This window comes from Marinobacter sp. UBA3604 (assembly GCF_002375325.1).
Taxonomy (GTDB): Bacteria; Pseudomonadota; Gammaproteobacteria; order Pseudomonadales; family Oleiphilaceae; genus Marinobacter; species Marinobacter salarius.
Genome location: NZ_DFMB01000049.1, coordinates 20043 through 32818, shown reverse-complemented (window position 1 = coordinate 32818; position 12776 = coordinate 20043). Strand labels below are relative to the sequence as shown.

11 protein-coding genes are annotated in these 12776 nt (G+C 57.5%); 8 read left to right on the top strand and 3 right to left on the bottom strand.

Annotated elements, in window-relative coordinates:
- The 3 genes from B2590_RS15045 to B2590_RS15035 form a co-directional block, all read left to right on the top strand.
- A partial coding sequence (locus B2590_RS15045) for a porin (RefSeq protein WP_286811808.1) occupies window positions 1–383 on the top strand: 383 nt, incomplete at its 5' end.
- A 665-nt stretch (window positions 384–1048) separates the two neighbouring features.
- Complete coding sequence (locus tag B2590_RS15040) at window positions 1049–1351, top strand: hypothetical protein (RefSeq protein WP_041333854.1); 303 nt, start codon at window positions 1049–1051, stop codon at window positions 1349–1351.
- A gap of 74 nt (window positions 1352–1425) precedes the next feature.
- Window positions 1426–1557 (top strand): hypothetical protein, encoded by a 132-nt coding sequence (locus B2590_RS15035; RefSeq protein WP_264754029.1) that lies wholly within the window; start codon window positions 1426–1428, stop codon window positions 1555–1557.
- A 1188-nt stretch (window positions 1558–2745) separates the two neighbouring features.
- Here B2590_RS15035 and B2590_RS15030 read toward each other — a convergent pair.
- Both B2590_RS15030 and B2590_RS15025 read right to left on the bottom strand, forming a co-directional pair.
- Window positions 2746–3519: a copper resistance protein B gene (locus B2590_RS15030; RefSeq protein ID WP_199448464.1), complete on the bottom strand. Its 774-nt coding sequence runs from the start codon at window positions 3517–3519 to the stop codon at window positions 2746–2748.
- 11 nt (window positions 3520–3530) lie between these two features.
- Complete coding sequence (locus B2590_RS15025; protein ID WP_143071176.1) at window positions 3531–5396, bottom strand: copper resistance system multicopper oxidase; 1866 nt, start codon at window positions 5394–5396, stop codon at window positions 3531–3533.
- A gap of 379 nt (window positions 5397–5775) precedes the next feature.
- Here B2590_RS15025 and B2590_RS15020 point away from each other — a divergent pair, with 379 nt between their 5' ends.
- The 5 genes from B2590_RS15020 to astB are packed head-to-tail and all read left to right on the top strand — an operon-like array spanning window position 5776 to window position 11970.
- On the top strand, window positions 5776–6993 hold the full coding sequence (locus B2590_RS15020) for an aspartate aminotransferase family protein (protein WP_036208689.1): 1218 nt from the start codon (window positions 5776–5778) through the stop codon (window positions 6991–6993).
- Window positions 6994–7043: 50 nt separating this feature from the next.
- Window positions 7044–8060, top strand: a complete 1017-nt coding sequence (locus B2590_RS15015; RefSeq protein WP_041333862.1) for an arginine N-succinyltransferase — start codon at window positions 7044–7046, stop codon at window positions 8058–8060.
- Between the two features lie 28 nt (window positions 8061–8088).
- Window positions 8089–9135, top strand: a complete 1047-nt coding sequence (gene astA / locus B2590_RS15010; RefSeq protein WP_041333864.1) for an arginine N-succinyltransferase — start codon at window positions 8089–8091, stop codon at window positions 9133–9135.
- A gap of 5 nt (window positions 9136–9140) precedes the next feature.
- The gene (gene astD, locus B2590_RS15005; protein ID WP_041336611.1) at window positions 9141–10616 is read left to right on the top strand and encodes a succinylglutamate-semialdehyde dehydrogenase; all 1476 of its coding nucleotides are present in this window, start codon (window positions 9141–9143) and stop codon (window positions 10614–10616) included.
- 13 nt (window positions 10617–10629) lie between these two features.
- Window positions 10630–11970: an N-succinylarginine dihydrolase gene (gene astB / locus B2590_RS15000; RefSeq protein WP_127401870.1), complete on the top strand. Its 1341-nt coding sequence runs from the start codon at window positions 10630–10632 to the stop codon at window positions 11968–11970.
- A gap of 21 nt (window positions 11971–11991) precedes the next feature.
- On the opposite strand, the gene B2590_RS14995 is transcribed toward astB, so the two are convergent.
- Window positions 11992–12633, bottom strand: a complete 642-nt coding sequence (locus tag B2590_RS14995; RefSeq protein ID WP_286811701.1) for a TetR/AcrR family transcriptional regulator — start codon at window positions 12631–12633, stop codon at window positions 11992–11994.
- Window positions 12634–12776: the final 143 nt, after the last annotated feature.

Genomic DNA, 12776 nt, shown 5'->3' with positions numbered 1-12776 from the left:
GTGCTTCGGCGTCTTTGTTGCTGGACGGTGGCCTGAACTTTACCGTCTCCTACGGTAATGATGAAACCGACGCAATAGCCAATGCGGGGCAGGCTAATCAAGAAGGCTTTGATGCGACCAACCTATTCGGTCAGGTAGGCTACTTGACTGGCGCTCATCACTTTGCAGTCAACTATGGCGAGACCAAAGATCTGATTGTTGAGGGAACCAAGGGAAGCCAGATTGGTCTGGCATACGTGTACGACTGGTCGAGCGCGGTCCGCTTGTTCTCCTCGTATCACCTGTATTCGCTTGACCTGCCTTCGTCGGTCAAGACCGCTGAAGGATGGGGCGATGCCAACGATATCAGCCAGCTCTATGCCGGTGTCCGGGTCGCCTTTTAACCAACGGGTCTGACCTGAATAACGGACAGGAATAAAATATGCACAAACTGCGGTTATGGATAATTCCCGTGCTGGTAGTGGCTCTGTCGGGCTGCGGACTTAATGTGGTCCGACCCGCTGACACGACGCCGATGCCGGGAGAAGACCGCCTGCCTGATGGACCAGGCCTGTTTGCCAGCAGTCCCGATGACAGCGCCCGGGAGGGATATTCTATCCTGCCGGGTCGTTGCTCAGATTGTGCGACCAGTCAACGCGCCGGAGGAAAGGCGGCCCCGGACTCTGACACCTACAGAAGCTTCGAAGCCTTCAGGCGGATGGACCCAGACTCACAAGAATACAGGGAATTTCAGAAATGGCTGGAATGGAAACAGTTTCGCCAGTGGAAATCCCGGCAGCAATGAGGCTCGGGGGTGAAAAACTCTACCGTGCCCCGTGCCGACTGTTATGATGTGATGAAGCCCCGCTCAACTTTCCTTTCTCTGGCAGATGCTTGTCACTTTTCTGCCATCTCTGCTATCAGCACTTGCCGCTGGGTTAGCTTGGTCGACGATACCTACAAAAAATCTCAAATCAGAGACGTCGGAGGAATAATGAAAACAATACCAAAGTGCATTGGTTAGGGATGCCTGGGAGCGCTGATCGCTGTAAACGGCGTACCCGCGGCCATGGCTGTTGAGGTTACCACAGCATCGGGAGTGAAACTGGACATAATCACCCAGGGCAAGTTTCAGCCCACATACTTCGGAAACTTCGATCTGGACAGCAGCAAAGAAGACGCTGCCACCGGCGAGACTTCGTTCGGTAGCTACGATGTTTACTGGATGCCAATTAACGATGGGTTGATTTCAAACTCTACCGACCCGAGCCGGCCGACTGCGAACGTGGCAAACGGGGAACCCGACAGGGACGTTTACGCATCGAAATTTGATACTGACCTTGGCAACGACAGCCGGGTTTCCCCATCCTGACCTATAGCGATAACCAACAGCAGACCGCGCAGGCGACCTATTTCGGTGTCGAGTACATTGGAAACATTGGAGTTATGAACGTCCGGGCCCTGGACGGAGCCGGTTATGGTGCGATCTCCAACGCCGGTACCGGTAACAACCCGGGGCAGATCATGCTTTCGGTCGGAAGCTCCGGCAACCTTGCGTCAATCTCGCCATCTCCATGAAATCCGCTGACTCCCGGAAATACCTGTTTTCAACACTGGTTGATAAGGCCGGAGAGGTCGAGCGGGTTGCTGATACGAAGCCCGCGTTCGATACTGCTACATCCCCGCGAAGGATTCTGCCTCTGCCATCGGGTTTCAATCCGTAGAGGGTGTCGTCCTTGCCTACATCAGCGCAGGACAACCCCGGCCGGCTGGTTTTTCTCTTCGATGCAAAACTGGTGCTGGGCTCAGTCACCTCTGAAAGCATAAAGCTGATTGATGAGCTGCAGTCCGACATCAAGGGCTCAAAAGCGATTTACCTTACAGTTGGCCAGTCTTGGTATAAATTACATGGACGGCGAAGACGCGAATAACAATGGCGGCGACGAACTTCGCGGAAGAGTCCAGTATGTCTTTTGATGGTTAACCAGAGGCGACGGCAGAACACTCTGCCCCTTTTTTTGTGCGCCCGGCAGGGGCGCACTCCTGGAGGTGCAAGTCCTCCCGTAAGCTGGCCACAGCGAACGAAGTGAAGCGCAACTGCGGAAGGGCGAGCAACTGTTGAGAGGAAGCGTGGAGCGTAAACCGTGAGCCGATGAACAAGAATCGGATATGAGGCACTGCCGAGCAGGGCGAGCGGGCCAGAAGCCGCGAAGCTCTTGTGGCCAAGGCGATGCGGCGTAAATCCGGCGGTTGTGCGGTGAAGGAGTGTGTTCTTACCCGGGGATATCTCGCCTTATGCCTGAAAGGGCAACGTGGCAACACGGAGCGGAAAGGTGAAGCCTTGCCAGATGTGACCAGCGATGAAACAGGACTCCCGCGACGAGAATCGGAGGGCGCAGGGCGAGGCCTGCTTGAGCAGGTATTCGCACGAGAGAATATGCAACGGGCATGGAAGCGCGTGAAGGCCAACAAGGGAGCGGCGGGTAGGCATCCCGAAACCGGACGGAAGTGAACGGGAACTGCTGCGCCTTGGCGCGAGTCCCTGGGTTGTGGAATCCGTGGCGGCCCTGAGCCGTCGCTGGTGGCATAACAGTCGGTCTGCCATTCACAACGTGCTGACGATTGCCTACTTTGATCGGTTGGGCGTGCCGCGTCTCTCGTGATACCTCAACGTCGCGAACCGCCCGGTGCGGACCCGCTTGCCGGGTGGTGTGGGAGGGGCGGAGCCTAGTGGCTCCCCCCTATCCCGATTGGGGCTTTATGGTGTTAAAACCACCACCGGACGCCTGCCACGAAGCTGGAGGACTCGACGTCTTCTCCCTCGCGCTCACGAAGGTCCTTTGTATTGCCGAGAAAGCGGGTGTAAGAAACACCCACGTAGGGTGCAAACTCCCTCGAAAAGTGGTATCTCAGGCGGAGCCCCAGGCCCACATTGTTGATGCCACTACCGACGCCCCATTCCTCGACATCGCTGAAGGCGACGAGCGTTTCGCCGCGGCCCTGCAAAATGAGCCTTTGGGTCAGCAGCCAGTCGTACTCGGCTTCAAGATCGTATGACACGTCACCGTCGTCGGTGACTCGGAGATTTGTGTCTACCTCAAACCAGTAGGGGGCAAGTCCCTGCAATCCAACAATGGCCGAATAGCGCTCCTTATTAGGGCTTGGGCCAAATGTGGTCTGGGCCCCCAATCCTGTCTGTATGTCCCAGAAGCGAGCGAAGCGATAGCTGTACTGCACATCAAAGTTTTCGATGTCGCCGCTTTCGCTGGATAGATCGGTCTCACCTTCCGTTTCGACCCAGAGCCGATTGCGATCTTTGCCAATCCATCCCTGGGCATCCCACAGGGCCATTTCGTTGTTGCCGTCACGCTGGTATTCCAGCCGGTCAAACAGAACCTGGCCAAACACCTGGTTGTCATGTATTGGCAGTGTCCAGTCCGGTTCGGCCTGAACGCCAGTACCAGCGGCGCCGGCTCCCGAGGCAATCGTGAGGGCTGAGGCGCCCACAATCCACTTGATGCGATTCATCATAATGCTCATCCCCTATCCCGTTAAACGACCGACACGACACGAAACATGCCTGCGTCCATGTGGTACAGCAGGTGGCAATGGAAAGCCCAGTCACCCGGTGCATCCGCCGTAATCAGCGCGGATACACGCTCGCCGGGTTTTACGGAAATCGTGTGTTTGCGTGGACGATACTCACCCGCACCGGTTTCCAGTTCCATCCACATGCCATGCAGGTGAATGGGGTGATCCATCATTGAGTCGTTGACGAGGATCAATCGCAGGCGCTCGCCATGGTAGAACTTGACCGGGCCATCGACTTCAGAGAACTTTTTGCCGTCGAACGACCACATGTAACGTTCCATATTGCCGGTAAGGTGCAGTTCCACTTCGCGTTCGGCCGGGCGCTTGTCAGGCCAGCCATCAATGCTCTGCAGCTGGGAATAAGTCAGCACCCGATGATTGGCTGTTTCAAAGCCCACACCGGGGTCATCCAGGCGTGACTGCGGGCTGGAAGCCACCATGGCCGCCCCGGGACCGTGATTGTCAGGGCCATGGGATATCGGCCGACCCGCCGTCGGGACCTCATTCATCGTTGCTTTGTCCGAGCTCATCTTGTTCATTCCCGATTCGGCGCCATCCATCATCATTTTGCCATGGGCTTTGTCGTTGCTGCCCGACATCATCGCCATCTTGCCACCCATGTCCATGCCGCTGTCCATGTTCATATCGCCGTCCTTGCCCATGGCGCCCATGCTCATCGCGCCCATGCCCATGGCGGCCATACCGCGCTCGGTTCGCGGATACATGGGCGGCACTGGCGCCTCTATTCCCTTGCGGGTGGCCAACGTTCCGCGCACATACCCCGACCGATCCTGTGACTGGGCAAACACGGTATGGGCCGTGTCGGTTGGCTGTACGATCACGTCGTAGGTTTCCGCCACGCCAATGCGAAATTCATCCGTTTCTACGGGCTGCACTGGCTGGCCGTCAGCGGAAATAACCGTCATCGGGAGTCCCGGGATACGGACATCGAAGAAGGTCATCGCCGAGGCGTTGATGAATCTCAGGCGAATTTTCTCGCCGGGACGGAACAGCCCGGTCCAGTTGCCGGCGGACGGCGACCCGTTCATCAGGTAGGTATATTCAGAACCGGTTACATCCAGGATATCCCGGGGACTCATTCGCATTCTGCCCCACATGCCGGCTTTGCTCCACGCGGCATCCCAGCCCATGGTTTCGACATCCTTGAAGAAGTCGCCAACGGTGCGCTGGTTGTAGTTGTAGTAGCCCTCCGCCACTTTCAGATTGCGGAACACGTCGTCGGGAGAATCAAAGGTCCAGTCGGAGAGGACCACAACGTATTCGCGATCGTAGGCCACCGATTCCGGCTCGGCAGGATCAATGATAATCGGCCCATAATGGCCCAGCTGTTCCTGAAGGCCAGAGTGGCTGTGGTACCAGTAGGTGCCGTGCTGTTCGACCGGAAAACGGTACTCAAACGTTTCGCCGGGCATGATGCCGGGAAAGCTGACGCCAGGAACGCCGTCCATCTGGTACGGCAGAATCAGACCATGCCAGTGAATGGATGTTGCCTCCGGTAGCGTATTGGTGACACGCAAGATTGCCTCGCGCCCCTGTTTGAGGCGCACCAGAGGCGCTGGCAGAGTGCCGTTGATGGTGATGGGCTGTTCCGAGACTCTGCCCCCTATCTTGAGAGGTGTTCTCGCGACGGTCAGGTCGTAGATGTCAGCGCCATTACGCACGGTGTGGTGAGCGTTAGAGTTATCGAGTTTGCCTCTTGCAAACGCAGGCAAAAGGCTGTCGTAGCCGGCAAGAAAACCCATTGCAGCCGCGCTTTGGATAAGTCGCCTTCTGGACAGTCCCATACCCTGATTTTTCAAGCTCATGCTTTGCTCCTGTCTTTGCTGGCTTAACTGAAAAACGGAGAGCTCAAATCATTAGGTTAACAGTTCGTTCATTGGATCATATGCAAGCTCTTGCGTTTCACACCTAATGGTATGTTAGGCGAAGTTGCTGAAACGAAACTGAATACGCTTTTCAGCATTGATGTCGTCATTTGTAGTCTTGAATGAAAGCCGGCGTCTGTTTAGCGTAGCCCGATTGTTTAGCGACGATAGCACTTGCGTCCCAGTGTTCCACCAAGTGACAGTGAGTCTTGTATGCAGTAAACCGGCCGGGAAGGAATGGTGAGTGCAACGGATGTGCTCATGCCCTGAGTGGCGTATGATTAAATGTACCTTTTCATGTTTTGTTTGAGAGACACCGATGAACAGAGAACCTGTCAGCCGTGAGTTGTTCGATGAGGTAATGGTCCCCAACTATGCACCTGGGTCTGTGATTCCCGTCAAGGGTGAAGGCTCCCACGTATGGGATCAGGAGGGTAAGGAATACATCGACTTGGCGGGCGGCATTGCGGTGACCTGCCTCGGGCATAATCATCCCGGCCTTGTTGGTGCTTTGATGGAGCAGGCCGAAAAAATCTGGCACCTGTCTAATGTCATGACAAACGAGCCTGCCCTGCGGTTGGCCAAGACCCTGTGTGATCTGACCTTTGCCGAACGTGTGTTCTTTGCCAATTCCGGTGGCGAGGCCAACGAGGCCGCGTTCAAGCTGGCCCGGCGTTACGCCTGGGAACATTTCGGCCCGGAAAAGAATGAAATCATCTCCTTCAAGAGCTCGTTCCACGGCCGCACCCTGTTTACGGTCAGCGTCGGTGGCCAGCCCAAGTACCTTGAAGGTTTTGAGCCTGCGCCAGGCGGCATTCATCACGCCGATTTCAACGATCTGGAGTCGGTCCGGAAATTGATCTCCAAGGACAAGACCTGTGCAGTGGTAGTAGAGCCTATTCAGGGTGAAGGTGGCGTCATGCCCGGCGATCCGGAATTTCTTAAGGGCCTGCGCCAACTCTGTGACGAAAACGATGCCTTGTTGGTGTTCGACGAAGTCCAGTCCGGCGTTGGCCGCACCGGACACCTCTATGCCTACCAGATGTATGGTGTAACGCCGGACATCCTGTCCACGGCCAAGGGGCTTGGTGGTGGCTTCCCGGTGGCGGCGATGCTGACCACAGAAAAGGTGGCGAAAAGCCTGGGTATCGGTACCCATGGCAGCACTTATGGCGGGAACGCCCTGGCCTGTGCTGTTGCCCAACGGGTGATTGATACGGTGAGCCAGCCAGACATCCTCAAGGGCGTCGGGGCGCGTTCGGAGCGCCTGCGGAAGCGGATGATGGACATTGGTGAGCGCTATGGCATCTTCAGTGAGGTTCGTGGCTCTGGCTTGCTGCTCGGCTGTGTACTGACGGAAGAGTGGAAAGGCAAGGCGAAGGAATTTCTCAATGCCGGCCTGAACGAGGGCGTGATGGTGTTGATTGCCGGCCCGAATGTCGTGCGGCTTGCGCCGTCACTGATCATTCCAGAGCCTGATATTGATGAAGCGCTGGCCCGGTTTGAGGCTGGTGTGAAAAAGGTTTGTGGTAAGTAGCAGACGTTAACCCACGATATTAACCACAAGCATGAATACGGGAGCCGCCTATGTGGTTGGTACGTCCGGCTCAGCCGGGTGACCTGAACGACATACTCGACATTGCCGGGGGCCAGGGCCCTCGGATGTCATCCACCCTGCCCAAAAAACAGGACGCACTGTCCACCAAGATTGAACAATCCACTCGCTCCTTTGCCGGCACAAATAAACCCGACGAACCCAAGCGGTTCCTGTTCGTGCTGGAAGACACCCGTGCAGGTAAGGTGCAGGGCGTATCGGGTATCGATGCTCGGGCGGGTAATGGGCAGCCATTCTACAATTACCGTCAGGACGCACTTATCCATGCCTCCCATGAGCTGGGCGTTTCGCGCCGGGTGGAGGTTCTGTACCCATCCCATGCCCTGACCGACCACACGCTGTTGTGCTCCTTCGCGATCAGGTCGGAGCTGCGTGCTACTGACGCCTTCGAGCTGCTGTCCCGCGCCAGGATGCTGTTTATCGCCAGCCATCGCTCGCTGTTCACGGATAAGGTGGTTGTGGAAATCCAGGGTGTCCAGACGCAAGACGGCGAGGTGCCGTTCTGGGACAGTCTGGGGCGGCATTTCTTTAATATGGATTTTGAAACCGCGGACCAATACTCCGGGTTGTTGAGCAAGACGTTCATTGCGGAGCTGATGCCACCCAACCCGATCTACGTCACGCTGTTGAGTGACGCTGCCCGGGAGGCGCTTGGGCAACCCCACTCACAAACCCGTGCGACCTACGAACTGCTCCAGCGTGAAGGGTTCCGGGCTGGTTGCTATCTCGATATTTTCGATGCCGGGCCGGTACTCGAAGCCCGCACCGATGCGCTCAAGTCCGTTGTTACCAGCCATCCGAAAGTCCTGCACGCCGCGCATACCGACGACGGCGAAACCTGCCTGATATCCGGTGGTGAGGGCAGCGATTTCCGCAGCACGCTGACGCCCATCACCGAGAGCCTCAAGGACGAAGTGAAAGTGCCGCCGAAAACCTGGGAGAGTCTGGGCCGGAGCGCCGGTGACACGGTAAGGGTGACGCCACTATGAACAGGGCAACCACAGACAGGAGGCCGGAATGCTGGTAATCCGACCCTTGCAGGAGAATGATCTGGATGCCCTGTATGCCATGGCACAGGGCGCTGGAAAGGGATTAACAACGCTGCCCGCGGATAGGGCTCTGCTGGCACGGAAAATCGACCATGCCCGGGAGACCTTCAACCAGCGCTGCGCGCCAGAGGCCGGACTGTATCTGTTCGCGCTGGAGGATACGGAGCTCAAGCGGTGTGTGGGCATCAGTGGCATTCAGGCACGCGTGGGCCTGGATGAAGTGTTCTATAATTATCGGCTGAGTGTGACGGTGAATGCCTCCCGCGAGCTCGACGTGCATGTGCGCACCCCGACGCTGCACTTGTCCAATGACATGACCGGTACCACCGAGGTGTGCTCTCTGCTGCTTTCGAGCTCCCATCGGGGCGGTGGCACTGGCCTGTTGTTGTCCCGTTGCCGGTTCATGTTCCTGGACGACTTCCGCTCGCATTTCTCCGAGAAAGTCTTCGCTGAAATGCGGGGAGTGTCTGACAGCAACGGCCAGAGCCCGCTGTGGGATGCTCTTGGGAGCAAGTTTTTTGACATGGAATTTAGTGAGGCGGACATGTTGTCGGGCCTTGGCAATAAATCGTTCATTGCTGAACTGATGCCCAAATACCCCATCTACCTGCCGATGTTACCGGACGCTGCACGGGCCGTGATTGGTCGCGTGCATGAAAACACCGCGCCGGCGCTGAAAATGCTGCAGGCGGAAGGCTTCAACTTCAATGGCATGGTGGACATCTTCGATGGTGGCCCGGCGGTTGAGGCTTTTATTCACAGTATTCGTACCGTGCGCGAAGGTATAAACCGCCACGTTATGATCCGCAAGAAACCGCTGGTGACGGATGTCCCGGCGGAGCAACAGGTAATGATATCCAACCGCTCGTTCCGGGACTTTCGGGTAACCACCATACCGGCCGAGTGCATAGGACTCGATACTGTCAGTATTCCGGCCGATGTGGCCGAGGCGCTGGAAGTTGAATCCGGAGACCTCGTGCGGCTGGCCCCTTTGAAAGATACCGGAAGGAGGTAATGACAATGGCAAACCTGACAGGTCAACTCTTTATTGATGGACTCTGGCTGGAAGGCCATGGCGACTTTTTCGAATCCCTCCAGCCGGTCACCGGAGAGACGGTCTGGGATGGCGTCAGCGCCAGCATCGAAGACGTGGACGCCGCCGTGCGCGAAGCCCGCTCAGCGTTTGTCCACTGGCGCAAGCGTCCGTTCAGTGAGCGCCAGGCCCTGGTGGAAAAATTTGGCACGCTGTTGGAGGAACACAAGGAAGAACTTGCGCACCAGATCGGCTCGGAAACCGGAAAGCCCCTGTGGGAATCCCGCACCGAAGTGGCAGCGATGATAGGCAAGATCGGAATCTCCGTTGCCGCCTATCACGACCGCACCGGCCACTCCGAATCCGACGTTGCTGGCGGCCATGCTGTATTACGGCATCGCCCCCATGGCGTGGTGGCGGTGTTCGGCCCCTATAATTTTCCCGGGCATCTGCCCAACGGGCATATCGTGCCGGCGTTGCTGGCGGGCAACACCGTGGTGTTCAAACCCAGTGAACTGACCCCCGGTGTCGCCGAGCTGACCGTGAAACTTTGGGAAAAGGCCGGCCTTCCTTCCGGCGTCATCAATCTTGTGCAGGGGGCAATGCCGACCGGTAAATCCCTGTCGTCGCATCCGGGCGTTGATGGGCTGTTCTTCACCGGCAGTTCCACGGTAGGGCACCTGCTGCACAAGCAGTTTGGTGGTCAGCCCGAGAAGATCCTGGCGCTGGAGATGGGCGGCAACAATCCACTGATCGTCCAGAATGTGCATGACCTGGATGGCGCGGTGCATCACGCCCTCCAGTCCGCCTTCCTGTCGGCGGGTCAGCGTTGCACCTGCGCACGTCGTTTACTGGTACCAAAGGGTACCAAGGGCGACCAGTTCCTGGAGCGCTTTGTTGAAGTGGTCAGCCGCATCACCGTGGGCGATTTCGATGCGGAGCCGCAACCGTTCATGGGGGCGGTAATTTCGAAAGAAGCGGCCGACAAGCTGTTGGCGGCCCAGAACAGCCTGGTGACGAAGGGTGGGCAACTGCTACTGGAGATGCAGAGTCTGCGGGAAGGCACCGGCCTGTTGTCACCGGGCATTGTGGACGCAACCGGCCTGGACCTGGTGGATGAGGAATTCTTCGGCCCGTTGCTGACGGTATACCGCTACAAGAGCTTTGATGAGGCCCTGGAGCTTGCGAACAACACCCGCTATGGACTCTCGGCGGGCATCCTGACCGATGACCACAAACTCTACGAGCGACTGACGGACGAAGTGCGCGCGGGCATCGTCAACTGGAACCGGCCGTTGACGGGCGCCAGCAGTGCCGCGCCGTTCGGTGGTGTCGGGGCCAGTGGCAACCATCGCCCCAGTGCCTACTACGCTGCCGATTACTGTGCCTGGCCGATGGCCTCGCTGGAGGCGAAGAAGAGCGAAGTGCCGGACAGCCTGGCACCCGGGTTAAATTTCGACTGACGGAAGACGAGTCATGGCCAAGCATGCAGTAGAAGCCAATTTTGATGGCCTGGTAGGGCCTACCCATAACTATGCCGGGCTGTCATGGGGCAATGTGGCGTCCAAGTCCAACGTTCGCTCGATGTCCAATCCGAAGGAGGCCGCCCTGCAGGGGCTGGCGAAAATGAAGCGTCTGGCGGATCGCGGTTTTGTCCAGGGTGTTCTGCCACCCCATGAACGCCCGCATATTCCGACCTTGCGGGCATTGGGGTTTACCGGTTCGGACCGCGACGTTCTCAGCGCGGCCGCCAAACAGAGCCCGTCCATCCTGGCTGCTGCCTCGTCGGCGTCTACCATGTGGACGGCCAACGCCGCTACGGTGTCGCCGAGTGCGGATACCTCCGATCACCGCGTGCATTTTACGCCGGCAAACCTGAGCGCCAAGTTCCATCGCTCTATTGAGCATGTGGTCACCGGCCGGGCACTGAAATCCATCTTCGCGGACGACGCCTGGTTTGCCCACCATCCGGCGCTGCCGTCGGTCAGCCAGTTTGGTGATGAAGGCGCCGCCAACCACACCCGTCTGTGCGGCGGGTATGGTGAGCCGGGCGTTGAACTGTTCGTATACGGCCAGATCGCCTTCAACGAACAGGCTCCGGCCCCGAAGCTGTATCCCGCACGGCAAACCCTGGAAGCCTCCCAGGCTATCGCCCGCCTGCATGGCCTGAAAGACAGTCATGTGGTGTTTGCCCAGCAGAACCCGGCGGCAATTGATGCCGGAGTGTTTCATAACGACGTTATCGCCGTCGGTAATGGCAACGCTCTGTTCTACCATGAGCTGGCGTTTCTGGATGAAGAAACCGTGCTGGCTGATATCCGCTCGCGCCTGACAGGTGCAGAACTGGAAGCCGTGCGTGTCACCAGTGAGCAGGTGCCGCTGGAGGACGCTGTGGCCTCCTACCTGTTCAACAGTCAGTTGCTGAATACGCCCGATGGCATGATGCTGGCGGTGCCGGGTGAATGCCGTGAAATTGCGTCGGTCAGCCGCTATCTGGACGAGTTGGTGAACGACTCGGGGCCGATTACGTCGGTGGAGGTTTTCGACGTCAAACAGTCCATGCGCAACGGTGGCGGCCCGGCATGTTTGCGTTTGCGGGTGGTACTGAACGACGACGAACTCAAGGCCATGCACCACGGCGTATTGCTAACCGACTCCCTGTATGAACGCCTGACTACCTGGGTCGAGGCGCATTACCGGGAGGAGTTGTCGCAGGAGGATCTGGGCGACCCGATGCTGCTTGACGAAGTCCGTAAGGCTCTGGATGAGTTGACCGGGATTCTTGGGCTTGGGTCTATCTACGATTTTCAGCTCTAATCCGGTTATCGTCCTCTTTTCTCAGGACGAGATAGAGGACGTCAGCATCTCCATAGTATGACGGATCAGTGATTCCGCGGAAAAGTTGTTCTCCAGGCCACTCTCAGTCATTTCGCTCTGGCATAGCATGATGACGCCGTGGAGGGCACCGCGCAGATAAAGCGCAGTCTCGACAGGATCATGGATGCGGTCCCGGTTCATGGTGCCGTCTTCCAGTCCCAGGTGTATCGCACCGACCATCAGCTCCATGGTTTCCGCCTTGCAGCCAAACATCTCGCCTGCCAACTCATCATCGGCCTCTGCCATCGCCGTGGAGGCGGTTGTCAGTGCAGAGAAGTAATCCGGCTGCTCGCGATAAAAGTTGTAATAGGCCACCCCCATGGCGGAGATCTGAGCCAGCCCGGTATCAGCTGTCTGGCGGGCCTCCTCGAAGCGACGGCAGAGGCTGTGGCCGGCACGCAGCATGATGCCGCGCTGGATCGCCGCCTTATCCTTGAAATAGACGTACAACAATGCGCGACTAAGCGCCGCCGTGCGCGCAATGTCGTCCATCGATGTGCGTTCGTAACCCTTCTCCGAAAACACCAGCTCCGCAGCATCCAGGATGGCATCGTATCTGGCTTGCTTCTCTTTCTCTCTACGGGTTTTTAACGGCTCACTCATAGGGGATTCCGGATAATTGAGACTGCGCTCTCATGATACATGGTTAGAGATAAAATCCGATTATTGACAAATTGTCAAAGAATGACATTATGTCGGATAATGAACTTTTGTCCATCGGATGGATGATGAAAAACACCGTGACC

Excerpts from the sequence above, each read along its gene's own strand:
- B2590_RS15040 (WP_041333854.1), top strand. The coding sequence starts at position 1,049 with ATGGCTGTTGAGGTTACCACAGCATCGGGAGTGAAACTGGACATAATC.
- astA (WP_041333864.1), top strand. The coding sequence starts at position 8,089 with ATGCTGGTAATCCGACCCTTGCAGGAGAATGATCTGGATGCCCTGTAT.
- astD (WP_041336611.1), top strand. The coding sequence starts at position 9,141 with ATGGCAAACCTGACAGGTCAACTCTTTATTGATGGACTCTGGCTGGAA.
- astB (WP_127401870.1), top strand. The coding sequence starts at position 10,630 with ATGGCCAAGCATGCAGTAGAAGCCAATTTTGATGGCCTGGTAGGGCCT.
- B2590_RS15035 (WP_264754029.1), top strand. The coding sequence starts at position 1,426 with ATGAACGTCCGGGCCCTGGACGGAGCCGGTTATGGTGCGATCTCCAAC.
- B2590_RS15025 (WP_143071176.1), bottom strand. The coding sequence starts at position 5,396 with ATGAGCTTGAAAAATCAGGGTATGGGACTGTCCAGAAGGCGACTTATC.
- B2590_RS15015 (WP_041333862.1), top strand. The coding sequence starts at position 7,044 with ATGTGGTTGGTACGTCCGGCTCAGCCGGGTGACCTGAACGACATACTC.
- B2590_RS15020 (WP_036208689.1), top strand. The coding sequence starts at position 5,776 with ATGAACAGAGAACCTGTCAGCCGTGAGTTGTTCGATGAGGTAATGGTC.
- B2590_RS14995 (WP_286811701.1), bottom strand. The coding sequence starts at position 12,633 with ATGAGTGAGCCGTTAAAAACCCGTAGAGAGAAAGAGAAGCAAGCCAGA.
- B2590_RS15030 (WP_199448464.1), bottom strand. The coding sequence starts at position 3,519 with ATGAGCATTATGATGAATCGCATCAAGTGGATTGTGGGCGCCTCAGCC.